General features: G+C 71.1%; 19 protein-coding genes. 6 read left to right on the forward strand and 13 right to left on the reverse strand.

What is annotated here, in order from left to right; all coding sequences use genetic code 11:
• The first annotated feature begins 8 nt into the window (after positions 1-8).
• From gcvH to ACNYS0_RS13850, 3 genes are all read left to right on the forward strand, one after another.
• Positions 9-386, forward strand: a complete 378-nt coding sequence (gene gcvH / locus ACNYS0_RS13840) for a glycine cleavage system protein GcvH (protein ID WP_266714318.1) — start codon at positions 9-11, stop codon at positions 384-386.
• A gap of 8 nt (positions 387-394) precedes the next feature.
• Positions 395-1657 (forward strand): serine hydroxymethyltransferase, encoded by a 1263-nt coding sequence (glyA, locus tag ACNYS0_RS13845; RefSeq protein WP_422473630.1) that lies wholly within the window; start codon positions 395-397, stop codon positions 1655-1657.
• 169 nt (positions 1658-1826) lie between these two features.
• Positions 1827-3197 carry an L-serine ammonia-lyase gene (locus tag ACNYS0_RS13850; protein WP_422473631.1) on the forward strand — a complete coding sequence of 457 codons (1371 nt, stop codon included), beginning with the start codon at positions 1827-1829 and terminating at the stop codon, positions 3195-3197.
• Positions 3198-3236: 39 nt separating this feature from the next.
• On the opposite strand, the gene ACNYS0_RS13855 is transcribed toward ACNYS0_RS13850, so the two are convergent.
• Positions 3237-4223: a L,D-transpeptidase gene (locus ACNYS0_RS13855; protein ID WP_422473633.1), complete on the reverse strand. Its 987-nt coding sequence runs from the start codon at positions 4221-4223 to the stop codon at positions 3237-3239.
• 318 nt (positions 4224-4541) lie between these two features.
• Between ACNYS0_RS13855 and ACNYS0_RS13860 the strand changes: the two genes are divergently transcribed.
• Positions 4542-5096: a glycoside hydrolase family 25 protein gene (locus ACNYS0_RS13860; protein ID WP_422473635.1), complete on the forward strand. Its 555-nt coding sequence runs from the start codon at positions 4542-4544 to the stop codon at positions 5094-5096.
• Positions 5097-5109: 13 nt separating this feature from the next.
• Here ACNYS0_RS13860 and ACNYS0_RS13865 read toward each other — a convergent pair whose 3' ends face one another.
• The 3 genes from ACNYS0_RS13865 to ACNYS0_RS13875 form a co-directional block, all read right to left on the reverse strand.
• Positions 5110-5772, reverse strand: coding sequence for an NADPH-dependent F420 reductase (locus ACNYS0_RS13865; RefSeq protein WP_422473637.1), 663 nt, complete (start codon positions 5770-5772; stop codon positions 5110-5112).
• An 83-nt stretch (positions 5773-5855) separates the two neighbouring features.
• A complete protein-coding gene (locus ACNYS0_RS13870; RefSeq protein WP_422473639.1) occupies positions 5856-6905 on the reverse strand; it encodes a hypothetical protein in 1050 nt (349 codons plus the stop codon).
• Positions 6902-7240 (reverse strand): hypothetical protein, encoded by a 339-nt coding sequence (locus ACNYS0_RS13875; RefSeq protein ID WP_422473641.1) that lies wholly within the window; start codon positions 7238-7240, stop codon positions 6902-6904. The genes ACNYS0_RS13870 and ACNYS0_RS13875 overlap by 4 nt, the downstream gene beginning before the upstream one ends.
• A gap of 622 nt (positions 7241-7862) precedes the next feature.
• On the opposite strand from ACNYS0_RS13875, the gene ACNYS0_RS13880 reads away from it, so the two are divergent.
• The gene (locus ACNYS0_RS13880; protein WP_422482629.1) at positions 7863-8501 is read left to right on the forward strand and encodes an alpha-isopropylmalate synthase regulatory domain-containing protein; all 639 of its coding nucleotides are present in this window, start codon (positions 7863-7865) and stop codon (positions 8499-8501) included.
• A 119-nt stretch (positions 8502-8620) separates the two neighbouring features.
• Here the strand turns inward: ACNYS0_RS13880 and ACNYS0_RS13885 are convergent, their stop codons facing one another.
• From ACNYS0_RS13885 to ACNYS0_RS13915, 7 genes are all read right to left on the reverse strand, one after another.
• A complete protein-coding gene (locus tag ACNYS0_RS13885) occupies positions 8621-8833 on the reverse strand; it encodes an EF-hand domain-containing protein (RefSeq protein WP_422473643.1) in 213 nt (70 codons plus the stop codon).
• Between the two features lie 47 nt (positions 8834-8880).
• Positions 8881-9795, reverse strand: a complete 915-nt coding sequence (locus tag ACNYS0_RS13890) for a MerR family transcriptional regulator (RefSeq protein ID WP_422473645.1) — start codon at positions 9793-9795, stop codon at positions 8881-8883.
• Positions 9792-11804: a zinc ribbon domain-containing protein gene (locus tag ACNYS0_RS13895; RefSeq protein ID WP_422473647.1), complete on the reverse strand. Its 2013-nt coding sequence runs from the start codon at positions 11802-11804 to the stop codon at positions 9792-9794. Before ACNYS0_RS13895 ends, ACNYS0_RS13890 begins: the two co-directional genes overlap by 4 nt.
• 405 nt (positions 11805-12209) lie before the next feature.
• Entirely contained in the window at positions 12210-12713 is a 504-nt protein-coding gene (locus tag ACNYS0_RS13900; RefSeq protein ID WP_422473649.1) for an ATP-binding protein, read from the reverse strand.
• A 294-nt stretch (positions 12714-13007) separates the two neighbouring features.
• Entirely contained in the window at positions 13008-13775 is a 768-nt protein-coding gene (locus tag ACNYS0_RS13905; RefSeq protein WP_422473650.1) for an enoyl-CoA hydratase/isomerase family protein, read from the reverse strand.
• 83 nt (positions 13776-13858) lie between these two features.
• Positions 13859-15049, reverse strand: coding sequence for a L,D-transpeptidase (locus tag ACNYS0_RS13910; protein ID WP_422473652.1), 1191 nt, complete (start codon positions 15047-15049; stop codon positions 13859-13861).
• Between the two features lie 152 nt (positions 15050-15201).
• On the reverse strand, positions 15202-16419 hold the full coding sequence (locus ACNYS0_RS13915; RefSeq protein WP_422473654.1) for a L,D-transpeptidase: 1218 nt from the start codon (positions 16417-16419) through the stop codon (positions 15202-15204).
• 146 nt (positions 16420-16565) lie between these two features.
• Here ACNYS0_RS13915 and glgX point away from each other — a divergent pair, with 146 nt between their 5' ends.
• Positions 16566-18830 (forward strand): glycogen debranching protein GlgX, encoded by a 2265-nt coding sequence (gene glgX / locus ACNYS0_RS13920; RefSeq protein WP_422473656.1) that lies wholly within the window; start codon positions 16566-16568, stop codon positions 18828-18830.
• A 105-nt stretch (positions 18831-18935) separates the two neighbouring features.
• On the opposite strand, the gene ACNYS0_RS13925 is transcribed toward glgX, so the two are convergent.
• Positions 18936-19379, reverse strand: coding sequence for a VOC family protein (locus ACNYS0_RS13925; protein WP_422473658.1), 444 nt, complete (start codon positions 19377-19379; stop codon positions 18936-18938).
• Positions 19376-20248, reverse strand: a complete 873-nt coding sequence (locus ACNYS0_RS13930) for an AraC family transcriptional regulator (RefSeq protein ID WP_422473660.1) — start codon at positions 20246-20248, stop codon at positions 19376-19378. The genes ACNYS0_RS13925 and ACNYS0_RS13930 overlap by 4 nt, the downstream gene beginning before the upstream one ends.
• Positions 20249-20263: the final 15 nt, after the last annotated feature.

Genomic DNA, 20263 nt, shown 5'->3' on the forward strand with positions numbered 1-20263 from the left:
TTCGCATCATGAGCAACCCCCAGCAGCTGCGTTACAGCAAGGAGCACGAGTGGCTCTCCGCCGTCGAGGACGGCGTCGCCACCATCGGCATCACGGAGCACGCCGCCAACGCGCTCGGTGACATCGTGTTCGTCCAGCTCCCCGAGGTCGGCGACACCGTGACCGCGGGCGAGACCTGCGGCGAGCTCGAGTCGACCAAGTCGGTCTCCGACCTGTACTCCCCCGTGAACGGCGAGGTCACCGAGATCAACCAGGACGTCGTCGACGATCCGGCCCTCGTGAACTCGGCCCCGTTCGAGGGCGGCTGGCTGTTCAAGGTCCGGCTGGCCGACGAGCCGAAGGACCTGCTCTCCGCCGACGAGTACACCGAGTTCTCCGGGAGCTGACCCCACCGATGTCCGTACTGAACGAATCCCTGCACGAGCTCGACCCCGAGGTCGCCGTCGCGGTCGACGCCGAGCTGAAGCGCCAGCAGTCGACCCTCGAAATGATCGCGTCGGAGAACTTCGCTCCCGCCGCCGTCATGGAGGCCCAGGGCTCGGTCCTCACCAACAAGTACGCGGAGGGCTACCCCGGCCGCCGCTACTACGGCGGCTGCGAGCACGTCGACGTCACCGAGCAGATCGCCATCGACCGCGTGAAGGCGCTCTTCGGCGCCGAGTACGCGAACGTGCAGCCGCACTCCGGCGCCTCCGCGAACCAGGCCGCGCTCTTCGCCATCGCCAAGCCGGGCGACACGATCCTCGGCCTGGACCTGGCGCACGGCGGCCACCTCACGCACGGCATGCGCCTGAACTTCTCCGGCAAGCAGTTCAACGTGGTCCCGTACCACGTGGACGACGCCGGCCTGGTCGACATGGCCGAGGTCGAGCGGCTCGCCAAGGAGCACCGCCCCAAGGTGATCATCGCCGGCTGGTCCGCGTACCCGCGCCAGCTGGACTTCGCCGAGTTCCGTCGCATCGCCGACGAGGTCGAGGCGTACCTCTGGGTCGACATGGCGCACTTCGCGGGCCTCGTGGCCGCGGGCCTGCACCCCAACCCGGTCCCGCACGCCGACGTCGTCACGTCCACGACGCACAAGACGCTCGGCGGCCCGCGCGGCGGCATCATCCTCGCCCGCAACAAGGACTTCGCGAAGAAGCTGAACTCGGCGGTCTTCCCGGGCTTCCAGGGCGGCCCCCTGGAGCACGTGATCGCGGCCAAGGCCGTCTCCTTCAAGGTCGCCGCCTCGGAGGACTTCAAGGAGCGCCAGGCCCGCACGATCGAGGGCGCCCAGCTCCTCGCCGAGCGCCTGACGACCCCGGAGTCCCGCGCGGCGGGCGTCAACGTCCTGTCCGGCGGCACCGACGTGCACCTGGTCCTCGTCGACCTGCGCGAGTCGGAGCTCGACGGCCAGCAGGCCGAGGACCGCCTCCACGAGGTCGGCATCACGGTCAACCGCAACGCGGTCCCGAACGACCCGCGCCCGCCGATGGTCACCTCCGGCCTGCGGATCGGCACCCCGGCCCTCGCCACCCGCGGCTTCCGGGCCGAGGACTTCCGCGAGGTCGCCGACGTCATCGCGCTCGCCCTCCAGCCGTCCTACGACGCGGAGGCGCTCAAGGCCCGGGTGACCGCTCTGGCCGACAAGCACCCGCTGTACCCCGGCCTGAAGTAGCCACGGCCCTTCGGCCCGGATTACGTACCCTTGCGTACGTACGTCCTACCGGGGCACCACGCACACTGGAACCAGAAGGCATCAGTGAGCGCGGTGCCCCGGCCGCTTCCACCGCACTCCCGCTCGTCCGGCAGACAACGGCGTCTACCACCACCTTTGGAGTCCCACCGTGGCCATCTCGGTCTTCGACCTGTTCTCGATCGGCATCGGCCCGTCCAGCTCGCACACGGTCGGCCCGATGCGCGCGGCCCGCATGTTCGCGCGGCGCCTCAAGAACGAGGGCCTGCTGGCCCACACCACCTCCGTCCACGCCGAGCTCTACGGCTCCCTGGGCGCGACCGGACACGGGCACGGCACCCCGAAGGCCGTACTGCTCGGCCTTGAAGGCGACTCCCCGCGCACCGTCGACGTCGAGAAGGCGGACGAACGCGTCGAGACGATCAAGGAAAAAGGTCTCCTCAACCTGCTCGGCGCGCACGAGATCCCGTTCTCCTACGACGACGATCTCGTCCTGCACCGCCGCAAGGCCCTCCCGTACCACGCGAACGGCATGACGCTGTGGGCTCACGACGCCGACGGCAAGGAACTGCTCACCAAGACGTACTACTCGGTGGGCGGCGGCTTCGTCGTCGATGAGGACGCGGTCGAGGGCGAGAACCCGATCGTCCCCGAGGACACCGTCCTCAAGTACCCCTTCCGCACCGGCGACGAGCTGCTCCGCCTCACGCAGGAGACCGGCCTGTCCATCCCGGCCCTGATGCTGGAGAACGAGAAGGCCTGGCGCACCGAGGACGAGATCCGCTCCGGGCTCCTCGACATCTGGCGCGTCATGCAGGCCTGCGTCTCGCGCGGCATGTCCCACGAGGGCATCCTCCCCGGCGGCCTCAAGGTGCGCCGCCGCGCGGCCGGTTCGGCCCGCAAGCTGCGCGCCGAGGGCGACCCCGTGGCCCACGCCATGGAGTGGATCACCCTCTACGCGATGGCCGTGAACGAGGAGAACGCGGCGGGCGGCCGCGTGGTCACCGCCCCGACGAACGGCGCGGCCGGCATCATCCCGGCGGTCCTGCACTACTACGTGAACTTCGTGCCCGGCGCCGACGAGGACGGCGTCGTCCGCCTCCTGCTCACCGCGGGCGCCATCGGCATGCTCTTCAAGGAGAACGCCTCGATCTCCGGCGCCGAGGTCGGCTGCCAGGGCGAGGTCGGCTCCGCCTGCTCGATGGCGGCGGGCGCGCTCGCCGAGGCCCTCGGCGGCTCCCCCGAGCAGGTCGAGAACGCGGCCGAGATCGGCATGGAGCACAACCTCGGCCTGACCTGCGACCCGGTCGGCGGCCTCGTCCAGATCCCGTGCATCGAGCGCAACGGCATGGCGGCGGTCAAGGCCGTCACGGCGGCCAAGATGGCCCTGCGCGGCGACGGCTCGCACAAGGTGTCCTTGGACAAGGTCATCAAGACGATGCGGGACACCGGGGCCGACATGTCCGTCAAGTACAAGGAGACGGCGCGAGGCGGCCTCGCGGTGAACATCATCGAGTGCTGACCGGAACCAGGACCGGCACCGGAACCGGGGCCGCCGTCGCTACAGGGCGGCGGCCTTCCCGGCGCCCGCCGCGCTCCCCGCGAGCCAGTCGTCCCAGCTCAGGTTGAAGGCCGCGTAACCGTTGTCGGCCGGGGCCTTGGCGCGCGGCGATCCGGTGATGGTGACCGGGTCGCCCTGCTTGACCTGCTCGTAGAACCACTTGGCGTCGGACATCGACAGGTGGACGCAGCCGTGCGAGCCGCGGGCGCTGCCGCTGCCCGGGTTCGGGTCACCGGTCGAGTAGTGAACGTATGTGCCGGACTGGGTGAGGTGGACGTCCCACGGCAGCGTCAGGTCGTAATAATTGGGGCTGCCCTTGTCGCAGCTGATCCCGACGCTGCACGAGGTCATGTGGACCTTCTTCTGCTTGTCGATGACGGCCATCGTGCCGTTCCAGGTCGGGTACTCGGAGCTGCCCGCGTTGATCGACAGCGTGCGCACGGGCTTGCCGTTCTTCGTGACCTTCAGGGTGTGTCCCGGCACCGAGACATCGGCGCGGACGTCGTCCCCGACCGTGAAGGTGTGGGTGTAGCCGTGCACGCCGTACCGGCCGTTGCCGTTGCTGACGCCCTTCATGTCGGCGTCGACCTTCACCTTCGTACCGGAGGGCCAGTACGTCTTGGGGCGCCAGTCGGCGCGCTTGTCGCCGAACCAGTGCCAGGCGCCCTCGACCGGCCGCGACGTGCTCACCTTCATGTGCTTCTCGACGTTCGCACGCGCCTTCGCCGCCACCGGGTTGGTGAAGACCACCGACACCGGCATGGCGACGCCGACCTTGGCGTCGGTCTGCGGAGTGATCGTCTCCAGCAGCATCGGCGGGCCCTTGGGCTTGGTCGGCGAGGGCTTCGCGCTCGCCTTCCCCGACGCCTCCGCGCCCGCCTTGTCCGTGCCGCCACCGCCACAGGCGCTCGCGCCCACCAGCACCGCGACCGTCGCCAGCGCGATCCCTATGCCGCTGCCCCTGCTCCGTCCCACGACCTGCCCCATTCTCCGAGTCCGCCCCAGCCTCCCTGTCAGACAGGCACAGGGGCTCCGCCAGTTGCGTCTCCGCGGTAAAGCGCGTTCCAAGACTTGGGCCGTCCGAAACCTCGAACGCTAGACAGTGACCCTCAGGACCGGGGTGGCCACGGCGAGTGCGCAGCGGAACGACCACGCACCGTGGTCCCGGCCCCCTCCACCCGCAGACGCGTCCCGAGCCACGGACGCGACCGACCGTCACCGATCTACGTAAAGGGGATCTCATAACCGTCCGGATCAGGGACGATGAAAGTTCGACCTCGTCGCCCCACCGACCGGGAGGCCCGCATGATCCGTGGCATCGACGTCAGCTCGCACCAGTCCACGTTCGACACGGACGGCCTGTCGTTCGTGTTCATCAAGGCGACGGAGGGGCGTTCGTACGTCAACCCGCGCCTGGCTGCGCAGACCAAGCGGGCCCGCGACGCGCACTGCGTCGTCGGCTTCTACCACTTCCTGTGGCCGGGGAACCTGAAGGAGCAGGCCGAGTACTTCGTCAGCAAGTCCCCGGAAAAGGTGGGCGACCTGCTCGCGGTGGACTGGGAGACGACCGGCGAGGGCACGCACGCGAGCAACGCGGAGAAGGACAAGTTCATCCGCGAGGTGAAGCGGCTGCGGCCCAACCACCGGGTTCTGCTCTATTGCAACAGGCACTACTGGCTCACTCAGGACTCCACCTCATACGCCGGCGACGGCCTCTGGATCGCCGACTACGTCAGTGCCGGCAAGCCCCGCATCAAGGCGGACTGGGCGATCCACCAGTACACCGACAGCCCGCTCGACAAGAATGTCGCCGACTTCGAGAGCAAGGACTCCCTGTACGAGTGGGCGGGCGGCGTCTGACAGGAGGCGGCGGTCAGGCGCGCCACTCCGCCGTGCGCTGCGGGGACGCCGAGTCCAGCGCCTTGCGGACGGTGGCCGCGTCGGCGGCCATGCCGTAGACGGGGGTGCCGGGCTGCTGGCGCCAGGAGTCGTCCTGGCCGCCGGTGTCCACGGTGTCGAAGCCGATCTCGTCGAGGAGCGCCGTGACGACCCGCTTGGCCGCCGCGTCGTCGCCCGCGACCGGGAGCGCGACGCGGGCCGGGTCGCCGGCCGGGCGGGGCTTGTCGAGGATGTCGTGGGCGTAGGTGCCGTTGAAGGCCTTGATCACCTGGTGGCCGATCTGGCGTTCCGTCCAACGGCTCTCCGTCAGGCCCTCGTCCTCGATCCCGGCGATCCTCCCGTCGCGCTGCTGCGGGTAGTAGTTGCCGGTGTCGATGACCGCCACGTCGGGAGCCGCCGCGTCGAGGAAGCCCTTCGGCAGGTTCGGCACGGCCTTGAGCGGGATCGTGACGACGACGACCTGCGCGTCCCGGACCGCGTCCTCGATGGTGGCGGGGGTGGCCCCGGTCTCCTCCGCGAGCGCGGTGAGCGTGTGCGGGCCGCGGGAGTTGGCCACGTGGACGTCGTGGCCGACGGCGGTGAAGCGCCGCGTGAGATTGCCACCGATGTTGCCCGCGCCGATGATGCCGATCTTCATTGTGTGCCGCCCTTCGGGAACCAGTGGTTCGTGCATGCGCAGGAAGTACGAACCTGGAGAGCGGGCGGGCTATTCCGCGGCCGTCAGCAACGGGTGCGCCCGAGCACCCCCGTCGCCGGGGCCGGCGCGAACTCCAGGCGGACGGAGTCGTTGCGCGGCAGGACGAGGGCGACTCCCGTGGCCGGGGTCCACTTCCTGGGGACGAGTACGTACTGGCCCGCGGACTGGAGGACCAGGACGAGGCCCTCGTAGCGGTAGGCGTAGCCCGACTTGCCCACCTCGCAGTGGAGTTGGCGCACTCCGGGTTCGTGGAGGGCGAGGTCGCGCTCGCTGTAGAGGGCGGTGGACGGCAGGGAGTCGAGGCTCGCCGCGAAGCTGACGGCGCGGCCGTGACCGACGGACGCGGCGTAGTCATTGGCCGCCCACATCAGGCCCAGGCCGAGGATGACGAAGAGGGCGCCCCATTCGGCGACAGTCGCCCATTCGGCGCGAAGTGGGGTCGACCGGAGGGGCGTTGGGGTGGGCGAGGGCGGGTCTCCCTGGTCTCCCTGGTCTCCCTGGTCTCCCTGAGAGTCCGGCGACGGGTCCGGGCCCGGGTCCTGGTGGGGCCGCGGCCGCGGGCCGAGTGCGCGGCGCAGGTGCACGGCGTACGACAGCAGGATCACGCCCGCGACCAGACTGATCGGGGGCAGGCCAAGATACGGCGTGAGGAACGTCCGGGCGAACACGCTCCAGAAGCCGACGAGCGCGAGCAGGAAGCCGATGCCTGCCAGGACCGGCACCGCACGCCGAAGCAGCGCGGGACGGTGGCCCGCCGCGAGCCGGGCGCGGAGCATGTCGTGGCCCCAGAACGCGAGCAGTCCGATGCCCGCGGTCACGATCATCGGCACGAACAGGCCGTCCAGGCTGCGCATGAGGTAGTCGAAGGTGCTGAAGCCGAGCAGCGTCGAGTTCACGCCGAAGTAGTCGAAGAACCAGAACGCGTGGTGCCACCCGAAGTAGTAGAGCAGCGCGGTGACAAAGGTGGTCGGTGCGACGACCGCCCCGAACAGTGCGCCCACGCGGCGCATGCCGGCCGCCTGCGACGCGCCGTCCGGCAAAGTGGGCGGCTCCGGGTCGGGGGTCCCCGTCATGGCGCGGGTTGCGACCGGGAGGAGGAGGCCGAACCAGCGGGGGACGTCGAGTCCTCGGGCGGTGGCTCCTGTTTCGGCGGGCAGGGGGCGCCGCCGTAGACGACGACCGTCTGGCCGGCCTTCATCTCGTCCAGTTCCTTGGGGAACGTCTTGTTGGCGTACCCGCACTCGCTGACGCCGGGCAACGTTTCGTACTGTCGGGCAAGCGTGACGCAGAGCTTTCCGCCGCACTCGTCGATGAACTGCTGCCGGATCGTGGGCCACACGCTCTCGTCGCCTTCGACGCCCTCGTCGTTGATCGGCCGGCCCTCCAGGACGATGTCCGGTACGTGCATCGGCGTCCCCGGCGCGCCACCACCACCGCCGCCTCCGCCTCCACCGGTTCCGCCACCGCTGTTGCCTCCGCCGCCGGGACCTCCGGGGGCGCCACCGCCACCCTTTCCGCCGCTCGGTCCGCCGCTGGTGGAACCCCCGCCGTCCTTACCGCCACCGCCAGTTGAGCCTCCGCCGCCGCTGCCGCCTGACCCGCCGGACCCGCCGGTGGAACTCCCGCCGTCCCCTGAACCCGAGCCCGGACTCGAACTCGCGCCGCCCCCTGAGCCGCCCGAGGAACCCGAGCCGCCGCCCCCGACAGCGCCCCCGTCCGCGTCGTCCCCCTCCGTCCCGCCGGAGGTGAGCCGCTCCGTCGACGTCGGCTGCCCCTGGCCGCCGTCCGGATCGCCGGAGGCGTCAGGGCCGCCCTTGCCGCAGCCCGCACCCGCCAACGTCAGACAGAGCATCAGCGCCAGCGCAGGCCCGTGCCTTCCCGATATCCATCCCGGTGACCTCATCGCGCACCCCCGTGCGGTCGAACATGCTGTACCGGCCGAGGCTGCCACTCCGTCCGCCGCCCGTCGACGGGCCGACCGGGGTACAGGTGCCGCGCCGACGGGGCCCTAATTCCGCAACTTCCCCTGCATCACCTCGAGTTCCTCCCGCGCCGCGCACCCGGACGAGCCGTGGGACGTGCCGTACCTGCCGGTCGACCCGGCCGATGTGGGGCGCACCTACGAGGCCGTGATCCGCGTCAACTCGCAGTCCGGGAAGGGCGGGATGGCGTATCTGCTGAAGGAGCACCACGGCGTCGATCTGCCGCGGGAGCTGCGGCCCGAGTACGCGCGGATCGTGCAGGAGGCGACCGACGACAGCGGCCGGGAGGCGACGCCGGACGACCTGTACGAGCTGTTCCGGGCGGCGTATCTGGATGCCACCGGTCCCGTGTCGCTCGCCGAGGGCTGGTCGGCGCGGCAGGACGGCGCCGTGCACCACTTCACGTGCGCCCTCGAAGTGGACGGTGACGTACGGGAGTCGGAGGGCAAGGGCAACGGTCCGCTGGCGGCCTTCGCGGACGCGCTGGCGGCGGCCGGCCGGGAGGTGGACGTGCTGGGCTTCGGCCAGCACGCGCTGACGGCGGGGCGGGAGGCCGAGACCGTGGCGTTCGCGCGGTGCCGGGTCGACGGGGTGCCGGTGTGGGGCGCGGGCCGGGACACGTCCGTGCTGGCCGCCTCCGTACGGGCGGTGCTGTCGGCCGTGAACAGGGCGGCCGCCGGGGCGTGAGACACCGGTGGGGCGTGCGCACCATGGCGCACGCCCCACCGGGCAGGGCCTGTCGTCAAACTCCCGTCGTCGCCCGCAGGGCGGCGAAGCAGACGGGAGTTTGACGACAGGCCCTGGGCTCACTTGTTCAGGTTCGCCCAGAACTCGTCGAACGACAGCCGCTTGTCCCCGTTGGCGTCCTGCCCGGCGATGAGCACCTCGGCCACGGAGTCCGTGACGTTGAAGTCGCCCATCTGCGCCATGGCGCTCTTGTACTCGGCCGCCGTGATGAAGCCGTCGCCGTCCGCGTCGAACCGCTGGAACGCCTTGCGTGCTTCTTCGATGTCCGCCACCGGGTCACCCCTCGTTTTTTCGCACTACCGTGTTGACGGAGGCCAGATTAACTGGCGACCCTCGCACGCAGTGCGGCGAGTACCCAGGCGAACTCCTCGCGGTGCGGGTGCTCGGGAGTGCCGCCCTTGAGGACGCCGAGCAGTTCGCGGTAGCGGGCCACTTTGTCGTTCATGGTGGCGAGCAGCCGGTCGAGGACGGCCGCGCGGTCGGCGTCGCCGAGCAGCTCCTGGAGGACGGGCTCCGCTTCCGGGGACTCCGGGTCGATCCCGTCGCGTACCGCGGCGCCCGCGAGGGCGACCAGCTTGCTCAGGAACCGCATGGACGAGCCGGCCGTGTCCTCAGCGCTGCGGTCCGCGGCGTTGTACTCGGTGGCCCGCCGCATGCGGGCCTTGAACTGCGGGTCCTGAAGCAGTTCCGCCAGCTCCACCCAGGCGTCGACCTGCTCGGGCGTCGGCTCGTCCGGCAGGCCCGCGCTCATGCCCCGCATCCGCTCCTGGACCGCCGGGTCGACGGTGTCCAGGCCGTGCAGCATCTCCTCGGCGAACTCGTCCATGATCCGCTTGCGCTCGGCGGTGGACTGCCGTGCCATCTTGTTCATCAGGGCCATCTCCTCGGCGCTCGAATTCCGTTTCGCGACGGTCGACAGCACGGCCCGGTTGAGCCGCAGCACCTGGATCTGCGCGTCGAGCGCCGCCACGTGCGCGGCGGCGACGGACGCGATGTCCCGTTCCCCGGAGAGGATCTTCCGTACGGCGTCCAGGCCGAGGCCCAGCTCGCGCAGGGTGTGGATCAGCTCCAGGCGGGCCACGGACTCGGCGTCGTAGAGCCGGTAGCCGCCCTCGCTGCGGGTCACGGGGTGCAGGACGCCCTCGTCGGACCAGAACCGGATGGTGCGCACCGTGAGGCCGGTGCGGCGCGCCAGTTGTCCGATCGTGAGCAGCTGCGGGCCGTCGTCGATCATGTCGAGGAGTCTGGGCCTTCCAGTGGGTGGAGACTCAAGCGTCTCTGATTGGCTTGGGTTTCCTGAGTCACCCCGAGTGTTCGGGATGATCCGGGAGGGTGACTCCGCCACGGCCGCCTCGGTCTTCGGGTGGGTGTGGTGTGGGCATGGCGATGGAAGCCTGCCCCGAGTCGTGTCCCGTCCGGCCGGAGTGGCCGGGGAGGAGTGCCAATCGTGGTCGGGCCCTGCTGCCGTGGCCGCCGCTGGCTGCGGCGTGTCGGGTGCGTGGGGAGCCGCCCCGCCGGACGCTTGCCACCCGGACCCGTCGTCCCCGCCGGGGCGGGGGTGGGGGTATCGGGTGGGGCGGGGACCCTGCGCCGCTTCCCGGGCACAGGGCGTCTGGTTGTCGGACCGCTCTTGGTGCGATCCGGAGCTTGCGGGTGGACCGCACTGGCGCGGTCCAGGGCCTCGATGACGCCGCGGATCACATAGGTGCCGCTGGTGCGATCGGAGCGGGTGGTGTGCTGGTGGGTCAGCCCGCGGGCACCGATCCGTTGCCAGGCAGCCTGATCCCGACCGGTGCTGTACCCGCAGGCACTGTTCGGGCAGCTCGCCCACGCCCACCCGGGTCGGGGGTCATCCGGGGCGCGGTGGTGGCGGAAGGCGGTGAGGCAGCGCGGGCAGTACTTCGACGTGCCGCGCGGCGGGACGATCACCACAGCGATGCCGTGCACGGCGGCCTGATGCCGGGCGTGGGTGACGATCGCGCCGCGCACCGTCTGGGACAGCCGGGTGTTCAGCGTGCGGCCTCTGCCGCGGGCCTCCATGTCCCGCAGATCCTCCAGGTAGATAACGCTCGCCCCGGCCGCCCGCGCGTGGTCGACCATGAACCGGGCCGCGGCCCGCGCCAGATGCGCGTTGAGACGAGACCGCTTGCGGCCGACCCGTTCCCGCTCCACCTCCAGGACTGAAAGCTTGCCGCGCACCCACGGATCCTGGGGCAGGACGTGTGCGGTGCGGGCGGCGGTCAGAGTATCGAGCGCACTGATGCGGGCATGCAGGTGCTCGCCCTGGACGCGCAGCCGGTCGGTCTTGGCCAGCACCCCGTCCGCGCGGAAGAACAGCGGCCGCCCCTCGGTGACCACGCGGGGCTGGGCCTCGTCAGAGAGATGCAGGTGGCCGCCGGTGAGCAGGGTGTTCAGCCCCCAGTCGAAGGCCACGGCCACCCGATGCCCCGACTTTTCAGTCTTGGGCACCGGGTGCGCGTAGGGCACGTCCAGCAGCAGGCGGCCCTGGCGGATCCGCAGGGTGGGCGGGCACAGTACCGAGGTCGCGGGGACGTGTGGGGGCAGGCGGAAACGCAGACGCACCGAATGCCAGTCCGTCCGGGTAGTAGGGTCGGACCGCACCGGCAGCCGCACAGTCAGCACCGCGTAGCGGACCGGATCCTGATCGCAGCGCTCCAGAACGGCCATCCGCCGGTCGACGGCGGCCAGCAGCACCTGCCCACCTACCCGCGGGACGTCCTCGCACTCGGTCAGCCCCGCCGGAAGCGAGTGATGCCGGGCCCTGTGGGCGGCGATCTGCCGGGTGCGAGCTTTCAGCACACTGGATGCCACCGCACCGCTGTCATCGGGCAGCGCGGCCCTCAGCGCTTCCCACTCCTGCGTCGTGCGGCGGTCGGGATCGGCGGGCCAGGTCGCCAGCACCGCATCGGCAAGCTGGGCACGCCACCAGGCCGATCTCAAGACCCGGCCCGCCTGTTCCTGCGCCATCCGCGCCACCCGATCGGACACATACACGCCCTCCGGCACCACCGGCCCCCAGCCCAGGCGGCGCAACGCCATCCACGCCTGCGACGGCAACGCTGCCCCGAACCGGTCGACGCCGGAAGCCAGTTGAGCCAGATCGGCCTGCGTCCAGTGTGTGCGGACCAACCCTTCGGCCATCTCGCCGACCAGCGTGGCGAGCCAGCCGGCCCGCTCCACCACTCCCGCCTCGCCCAAGGCTTCGCCGGTCGTCAGGTCCACGCCCCGTAACACCCGGGCGCAGGCCACCGCGACCTGCTGCACCTCCCCCGCACCCACCGCAACCTTGCGTCGCACCCGCCCCACCCCCACTCCCGAACACGTTCCGCGCGATCGGACCGACCATCACATCAACGACCGCACCCCCGTACGAGTTACACACGCCCGTATGCCCCCGACCCATTACCCCCGCGTAGCCCAGGAAGGCCCCCACCCCCCAAGCCAATCCATCGACTGCTGAACACCCTGCGATCTCCACCCACTTGGCCAGACTCATGGGCGTACGTCATGATCGGCCGCGCGCCCTCCCATTGACCGGGGCCAAGCCGTCGGCGCCATGGAGGAGCCCCCGCCGCTCGCGACGCTCTCTGACGCATGCGAACGGCTACATATGCAGATGCACAGGGGTCAGCGGTCCGCGACACGCATCTCGAACCAGGTCGTCTTGCCGCGCGGCAGCAGGTCGACGCCCCAGCGGTCGGAGAGCTTGTCGACGAGGAAGAGGCCGCGTCCTGAGATGTCCATCTCGTGCACGGGCATCAGGCACGGCAGTCCGCGGGACGGGTCGCGCACCTCGATGCGGATCCAGCCGCGGCGGCGCAGCATGCGCAGGCCGAAGTGGCGGGCACCGGTGTGCCGCACCGCGTTGCCGACGAGTTCGGAGACGAGCAGGACGCCGTCCTCGGTCATTTTCGGGGAGAGGCCCCAGTGGCGCAGGACGACGACCTGCGCGAGCCGCCGCGCGGTCGCGGCCGATTCGGGGCGCGACGGCAGCGACACCTCCGCCTCGGCCGGGTTTCCGAACAACTCCAGTGCCCTCAGGGCGTGTTCGTCCTCGACCGCGGGAGACCAGCGCGCCGCGGTGGCACTCGCATGCCGCCGCGGTTGTTCCACACCCTCAAGCCCCGCCATGTCTCCATGATGGGGCCAGGGAGCGCCCCGTGGGGCCGTTCCGACGGAATAAGCCCCCCGGAACGCTTCGTTCCGGAGGGCTGTCTGGGCATATGCCTTTGGCAGTACAAGGGCATCGACACCCGGGACGACCTGCGGAAACGCTCCGGGGGCGCGCAACCGTTGATCGTTTGCCGCCGAACGCGCTTAAGGTTCGCTTAAGGTCCGGATAATGCTCCCCGAACGAGCGAACTGATCAACTCGGCTTGCCCGCACGGCATTTGACGGGCCGTCCGGCGGCGTCGGGAACACCCCTCAGGCGAACTTCGCCTTCCCCGGGCCCTCTTCCACGAAGCTGCGCATACCGGTCTCCCGGTCCTCGGTGGCGAACAGACCTGCGAACCAGTTGCGTTCGATCGCGAGGCCGGTGTCGAGGTCCGTCTCCAGACCCGTGTCGATCGACTCCTTCGCCGCCCGCAGCGCGATCGCGGGCCCCTTGGCGAGCTGCCCGGCCCAGGCGTTCGCGGCCTCGAAGACCTCGGCGGCCGGGACCACCCGGTCGACGAGCCCGAGCGTGAGCGCCTCGTCGGCCCGCACCTGGCGGCCCGTGAAGATCAGGTCCTTGGCCTTGGAGGGGCCGACGAGCCGGGAGAGACGCTGGGTGCCGCCCGCGCCGGGGATCAGGCCGAGCAGGATCTCCGGCTGCCCGAGCTTGGCGTTGTCGGCGGCGATCCGGAAGTCGGCGCAGAGCGCCAGCTCGCAGCCGCCACCGAGCGCGTAGCCGGTGACGGCTGCGACGACCGGCTTCGGGATGCGGGCGACCGCGGTGAACGAGTCCTGCAACCCGCGGGAGCGCGCGACCATGGCCGCGTGGTCCATCTCGCGCATCTCCTTGATGTCCGCGCCGGCCGCGAACACCTTCTCGCTGCCGCGGACCACCACGGCCCGGATGTCGTCCCGGGCCGTGGCCTCCTCGGCGAGTTCCTTGATGCGGTCCTGGACGGCGATGTCCAGGGCGTTCATCGGGGGGCGGTCCAGACGGATGGTCCCGACGCCGTCGGCTACTTCAAGGTGAACGGTCATGCGGCGCAGCGTACCCAGCCGGTGGTTGCGGCCCACCGGCGGCGGGGCTCAATATGCTCACCCGCCGCCGTAGCCCGCGGTGTCTACTTCTTCCAGTCCGCCCACGACATGTTCCAGCCGCTCAGGCCGTTGCCCGCGTCCACCTTCTTGTCGTGGGTGTTCTTGACCACCACCACGTCGCCCGTCATCGACTGGTCGAAGAACCAGGCCGCCGGGGCCTTCTTGTCGTAGCCGCCGCGGACGTCGCGCAGACCGATGCAGCCGTGGCTGGAGTTGACGTTGCCGAAGGTGCCGCCGCCCCAGTAGTTGCCGTGGATGAACGTGCCGGAGTCGGTCAGGCGCTGGGCGTGCGGAACGTCCTTGATGTCGTACTCGCCGCCGTAGCCGACCGTCTCGCCGTTCATGCGGGTCACGCGCAGCCGCTCGCTGATCACCATCGTGCCGTTCCACGTCTCGTAGCCCGGCTTGCCCGTGGTGATCGGGATCTTCTTGAGCGTCTTGCCGTCGCGCTTGACCGTCATCATGTGCGTCTTGGCGTCGACGGTGGAGATCTGGCTGCGGCCGACGGTGAACTTCACCGTCCTGACCTGCTTGCCGTAGACGCCGGGGCGGCCCTCGACGCCGTCGAGGTTCATCTTGACGGTGACCTCGGTGCCCTTCGCCCAGTACTTCTCCGGGCGGAAGTCGATGCGGTCGTTGCCGAACCAGTGGCCCTCGACCGGCACGGAGGGCTCGGCCTTGACCGAGATCGCCTTCTCGACGTCCTCGGGGTGCGTGATGCCGCGCGAGAAGCGGATCGAGAACGGCATGCCGACGCCGACCTTCGAGCCGTCCTCCGGAGTGAACGTGCCGATGAAGGTGTTCTTCGGGGTGAGCGTGGTGAACGTGGAGTCCTTGGCCGACTCGCGGCCCTCCTTGTCCTTGGCGACCGCGTGCACCTTGTACTCGGTCGACGCGGCGAGGTGCCGCGCCGGAGCCCAGCTCCTGCCGCCGTCGGCGATCTCGCCCTGCACCTCGTTGCCCTTGGTGTCGGCGACCTTCACCTCGGTCAGCTTCCCCTTGTCCGCGGTGACCTCCAGGGCCCCGCTGGTCGCGACACCGTCGGCGCCGTTCTTGGGGGCCACCTTCACCACGGCCTGCGACTCCTTCTTCGCCTCGGCCGCCTTGCCGGATGTCCCCTTGCCGTCGCCGGAACCACCGCCGCCCCCGCACGCGGTGACAAGGAAGAGTGCCGCCCCCAGCAGAGCCGCGGATATCGGTCGTCGCCCGTTCAAGATCTTTCTCCCCTCGCACGGCCTTGCCCCAAGGCCCGCACTACCGCGCCTGCACGCGCGCACTGCGAAAGATAACCACACGACCTGGGGAAACGGATCCCCAGGGATGTCACCGTTTCGTCCCAACAGCGGGGAGGATGCCCGACTTTCGGCTATCGCGTAAGCGCTCCCCCGGCCTTCCAGCGCGCCCAGTCCATGTTCCAGCCACCCATCCCGTTGTCCGGGGCCACCTTCTTGTCCGCGCTGTTCCTGACCTCCACCACGTCGCCGATCAGGCTGCGGTCGAAGAACCGGCCCGCGGGGGTGCCCGAGCCGCCGCCCTTCACGTCGCGCAGTCCTACGCAGCCGTGGCTGACGTTGCTGCGGCCGAAGACGCCGCCCGACCAGTAGTTGCCGTGCAGGAAGGTGCCGGAGTCGGTGAGCCGGATGGCGTGCGGCACGTCCGGGATGTCGTACTCGCCGCCGAAGCCGACGGTGCGGCTGTCCATGCGGGTGACGTCGAGCTTCTCGCTGACGACCATCTTCCCGTTGTACGTCGTCGAGCCCGGCGCGCCCGCGGTGATCGGCACGGTGTCCACCACCTTGCCGCCCCTGCGCACCTTCATGGTGTGCGCCGCCGCGTCCACCACGCTGACCTGGCTGCGGCCGACCGTGAACGTGAACGCCTTGCGCTGGAGCCCGTAGACGCCGGGCGCCGCCTGTACGTCGCGCAGCCGCAGGTCGACGGTGACCTTGGTGCCGGGCTTCCAGTAGTGCTCGGGCCGGAAGTCGAGGCGGCTCCTGCCGAACCAGTGCGGGGCGATCTCCACGCCGGGCTCGGCGGTGACCCTGATCGCGCGCCGCACCGCGTCCCGGTTCTCGATCTCCCGGTTGAACGCGACCTTCACGATCATTCCGGTGCCGACCCGGGCCCGGTGCTCGGGCGTGACGTAGCCGATGAAGCGCCTGTCGGGGACGTACGTCCGGAACGTGGTGTGCCGGGCCACCCGGCGGCCGTGGCCGTCCACGGCGACCGCGTCGACCTTGTACTGCGCGGCGAGCGCGAGGCGGCCCGAGCCCGTGGGGCGCCAGCGCATCGCGTCCCGCTCCAGGCGGCCGGGCACGGCCCGCTCCTCGGCGTCCTGGACCTTGACGACCTTGACCGACTCCAACCGGCCCTCGGGGACCGTGACGTGGAGTCGCCCCCGCGCCCGCACCCCCTTCGCGCCGTTGTCGGGCGTGACCCGGATCAGCTCCTTCGCGGATCGCGGCTTGCCGAACACCGTGTCCCCGCCGCCGCATCCGGCGAGCGCACCCATCAGTCCCGCCCAGGTCAGTACGGCGCCCAATGTCGCCCCTGCGTGCCGCGCACGCCTCAATGCTCTGTTCACGCCAAGGGCAACGACGTGCACCCCGCTGGGGAAACGTGAGTGCGAGCGAAGCTCTGGGCAGAACAGTGGGAGGAAGCAGGGCGAGCGCGGCCGGGACGCCGCACGCCCCGCCGCCCAGGATCCGTGGAGCCGCGGGAGGCCGTCAGGTGTCGAGCGCACCCGAGCAGGAGGCAGTTCAGAGCGCGCCGCGCGCGGGCAACGGCAGAGCGCTGCCGGCCCCGTTCCCCGGCCGCGAGCGGGAGCGGGTGTCCCCACTGGAGCCGGTGTGGCCGGGCACGCCCGTGCCGCTCGGCGCCCGTTACCGGGTCGGTCCTGACGGCGTCGCGGGCACCAACTTCGCGCTGTGGGCGGGCGGCGCCGAATCCGTCGAGCTGTGCCTCTTCGACGAGGAGGGCCGCGAACGCCGGGCCCCGCTCACGGAGTTGACGCACGAGATCTGGCACGGCTTCGTGCCGGGCGTGCCGCCGGGGCAGCGCTACGGGTTCCGGGTGCACGGCCGCTGGGACCCGTGGACCGGCGCCCGCTGGAACCCGGCGAAGCTGCTGCTCGACCCGTACGCGCGGGCCGTGGACGGCGAGTTCGGACTGCCACCCGAGGTGTACGGGCACGTCCGGGACTGGCCCGAGCAGCATGTCGCGGACACGGTGCGCGACGACCGGGACTCGGCGCCGTACGTCCCCAAGGGCGTGGTCGTGCACGACGACGCGTCCGGCGACGAGTGGGTGGACGACCGGCGGCCGAAGACGCCGTGGGCGGACTCGGTGATCTACGAGCTGCACGTGCGCGGCTTCACGCGCCAACACCCGGGAATTCCCGAGGAGTTGAGGGGCACGTACGCGGGGCTCGCGCACCCCGCGGCGATCGAGCACCTGGTGAAGCTGGGCGTGACGGCGGTGGAGCTGCTGCCCGTGCACCAGTTCGCCCACGAGGACCATCTGCTGCGCCGGGGCCTGCGCAACTACTGGGGCTACAACTCCATCGGCTACTTCGCTCCGCACGCGGGCTACGCGGCGACCGGGACGGCCGGGCAGCAGGTCGGCGAGTTCAAGCGGATGGTGCGGGCGCTGCACGACGCGGGCATCGAGGTCATCCTCGACGTCGTCTACAACCACACGGCGGAGGCCGGCGAGCTGGGCCCGATGCTGTCCCTGAAGGGCATCGACAATCGCGGCTACTACCGCCTCCAGGACGACGCACGGCGCTACGCCGACTACACGGGCTGCGGCAACACCCTGCACGTCGTGCAGCCGCAGGTGCTCAGGCTGATCACGGACTCGCTGCGGTACTGGGTCACGGAGATGGGCGTCGACGGCTTCCGCTTCGATCTCGCGGCGGCGCTCGCCCGCTCCATGCACGACGTCGACATGCTCTCCCCGTTCCTCGCCGTCATCGCGCAGGACCCGGTCCTGCGCCGCGTGAAACTGATCGCCGAGCCGTGGGACGTGGGCTCGGGCGGCTATCAGGTCGGCTCCTTCCCGCCCCTGTGGACCGAGTGGAACGACCGCTACCGCGACGCCGTGCGGGACTTCTGGCGCGGCGCGCTGCCGGACGTACGGGACCTCGGGTACCGCCTCTCGGGTTCGAGCGACCTGTACGCGTGGGGCGGGCGCCGCCCGTACGCCTCGGTCAACTTCATCACCGCGCACGACGGCTTCACGCTGCGCGACCTCGTGTCGTACGAGAGGAAGCACAACGAGGCCAACGGCGAGGGCAACCGGGACGGCACGCACGACAACCGGTCCTGGAACTGCGGCGTCGAGGGCGAGACCGACGACGAGGACGTGCGGGCCCTGCGCAGGCGGCAGTTGCGGAACCTGCTGACGACGCTGCTGCTGTCGACCGGGGTGCCGATGCTGGTGGCGGGCGACGAGTTCGGGCGCACGCAGCGCGGCAACAACAACGCGTACTGCCAGGACAACGAGATCAGCTGGGTCGACTGGGGGCTGCTCGACGACCCCGGCTGCCGGGAGCTGTTCGCGCTCGCCGCACGGCTCGTCGCGCTGCGGCACGCGCACCCCGTGCTGCGGCGCCGCGCGTTCTTCTCGGGGCGCGCGCACTCGGCGGACGGCCTGCGGGACCTGGCGTGGTTCACCTCGCGGGGCACCGAGATGACGGAGGGCGACTGGTACGCGCCCGCCGCCACGATCGGCATGTATCTGTCGGGGCGCGACATCCCCGGCCGGGACGCGCGCGGCGAGCCGGTGCGCGACGACAGCTTCCTCGCGGTGCTGCACGCGGGCGACCGGGCCGAGTCCTTCGTGCTGCCGGGCGAGCCCTGGGCCCGCTCGTACGAGGTGGTGGTGGACACCGGCGAGGAGGAGCAGGGCGCGGCGCCGGCCGTGCTGCACGAGGCCGGCGCCACGGTCACCGTCGCCGCGCGGACGGTGCTTTTGCTCCGCGTGGTCGAGTAGGTCCCGCCTCGTGCGGCGGGGGTGCCGTTTCGTCGGCGGCCGCCGGTTCCGCTGTGGGTTTGCGCCCACGCGGCGGAGCCGCACATCGACACAGACCCGCGCCCCTTATCGGGGCCGCGGCTCGCCGGCGTACGTGCCGAAGGACCACAGGTTGCCCTCGGGGTCGGTGATCGCGAACTCCCGGCTGCCGTACGGCTGGTCCTCGATCTCGCGGAGGATCTTGACGCCCGCGTCGACGAGGCGGGCGTACAGCTCGTCGACCCGGGCGGTCACGACGTACCCGCCGAAGCTGCCCGGCTTCACGCACCAGGTGCCCGGCTCGGCGTCCGGCTTGTGGGAGCCGAGCATGATCCCGCCGCCCTCGGGCCAGTCGAGCTGGGCGTGGGCGACGCGGTCGCCGTCCTCGTAGACGGCGGTGCGCAGGAAGCCGACGGTGTCGACGAGGAAGTCGATGAGCGCGGGCGCGTCGTTCGCCTGGAGAGTGGGCCAGACGGCGGGCTCGCGCGGGGTCCGCGGGGTGCTCTGCTGGGTGCTCTGTGTGGTGTTCATGGGTCCGAGTCTTCGCCGTTCCGGTGTCCCCCGGCTTGGATGTTTCGGCACTCCTCTGCGAGCCAGCCGGTCGGGCTCAGGCCCGTGTACTGGCGGAAGTCGCGGACCAGGTGCGAGTGGTCGCAGTAGCCGTGCTCGGCGGCGACGCGGGACAGGTCCGGCGGGGCGCCCGCGGCCACGGCGCGGACGACGGCGGCCTTCGCGTGCTGGAAGCGCATCAGGCGGGCGGCCTGTTTCGGGCCGAGGCCCGTCTCGGCGCGGAACAGCGTGGTGAGGCGGCGTTCGCTGAGGGCCATGTGGGCGGCGAGCCCGCGCAGGGTGCCCGCGCCACGGTGCCGGGCGAGCCAGGTCCACGCCTCGGCGACCTCGGGGCGCACCCCGGCCAGCGGGTCCCCGGCCGTCCGGCGCGCCACATAGCCGGAGACGAGCTCGAACCGGGCCCGCCAGTCGTCGAGTTCGGCCAGCTCCTCCCGTACGAGGGCCGCCGTCCGGCCGAGCACGTCCGTGCCCTCGACCGCCACGGGGCCCGCGAGGTCGGCCGCCGGCGCCCCGAGCAGCGCGCGGGCCGCGAGGGGGTGCACCGCGAGCTGGATGCCGGCCTCGGAGCCGGACTGCGCGATGAACTCGGGGCGCTGGTGCAGGCCGCCCACGACGATGTCCGTGCGGACCGCGTCGGGGCCCAGGGCCTCCTCGGGGGTGTGACCGCCGACGACCGGCTCGTCGAGGGTGAAGATCACCGTGAGGTACGGGGACGGCAGGCCGCGGTGGAGCGCGGGAGGCAGGCCCCGCGTGCGATAGCCGACCGCGGAGACGATCGGGCCGCCGGGCCGTGGCGTCACGCGCACGAACTCCTGGGAGCCGTTGCTCATGACTCCAGTATGCGA

The organism is Streptomyces anthophorae (assembly GCF_049310305.1).
GTDB lineage: Bacteria > Actinomycetota > Actinomycetes > Streptomycetales > Streptomycetaceae > Streptomyces.

Bases quoted from the DNA above. Each gene is read 5' to 3' on its own strand.
- gcvH (WP_266714318.1), top strand. From the start codon at position 9: ATGAGCAACCCCCAGCAGCTGCGTTACAGCAAGGAGCACGAGTGGCTC.
- glyA (WP_422473630.1), top strand. From the start codon at position 395: ATGTCCGTACTGAACGAATCCCTGCACGAGCTCGACCCCGAGGTCGCC.
- ACNYS0_RS13855 (WP_422473633.1), bottom strand. From the start codon at position 4,223: ATGGGGCAGGTCGTGGGACGGAGCAGGGGCAGCGGCATAGGGATCGCG.
- ACNYS0_RS13860 (WP_422473635.1), top strand. From the start codon at position 4,542: ATGATCCGTGGCATCGACGTCAGCTCGCACCAGTCCACGTTCGACACG.
- ACNYS0_RS13865 (WP_422473637.1), bottom strand. From the start codon at position 5,772: ATGAAGATCGGCATCATCGGCGCGGGCAACATCGGTGGCAATCTCACG.
- ACNYS0_RS13870 (WP_422473639.1), bottom strand. From the start codon at position 6,905: ATGACGGGGACCCCCGACCCGGAGCCGCCCACTTTGCCGGACGGCGCG.
- ACNYS0_RS13875 (WP_422473641.1), bottom strand. From the start codon at position 7,240: ATGCACGTACCGGACATCGTCCTGGAGGGCCGGCCGATCAACGACGAG.
- ACNYS0_RS13890 (WP_422473645.1), bottom strand. From the start codon at position 9,795: ATGATCGACGACGGCCCGCAGCTGCTCACGATCGGACAACTGGCGCGC.
- ACNYS0_RS13900 (WP_422473649.1), bottom strand. From the start codon at position 12,713: ATGGCGGGGCTTGAGGGTGTGGAACAACCGCGGCGGCATGCGAGTGCC.
- ACNYS0_RS13905 (WP_422473650.1), bottom strand. From the start codon at position 13,775: ATGACCGTTCACCTTGAAGTAGCCGACGGCGTCGGGACCATCCGTCTG.
- ACNYS0_RS13925 (WP_422473658.1), bottom strand. From the start codon at position 19,379: ATGAACACCACACAGAGCACCCAGCAGAGCACCCCGCGGACCCCGCGC.
- ACNYS0_RS13930 (WP_422473660.1), bottom strand. From the start codon at position 20,248: ATGAGCAACGGCTCCCAGGAGTTCGTGCGCGTGACGCCACGGCCCGGC.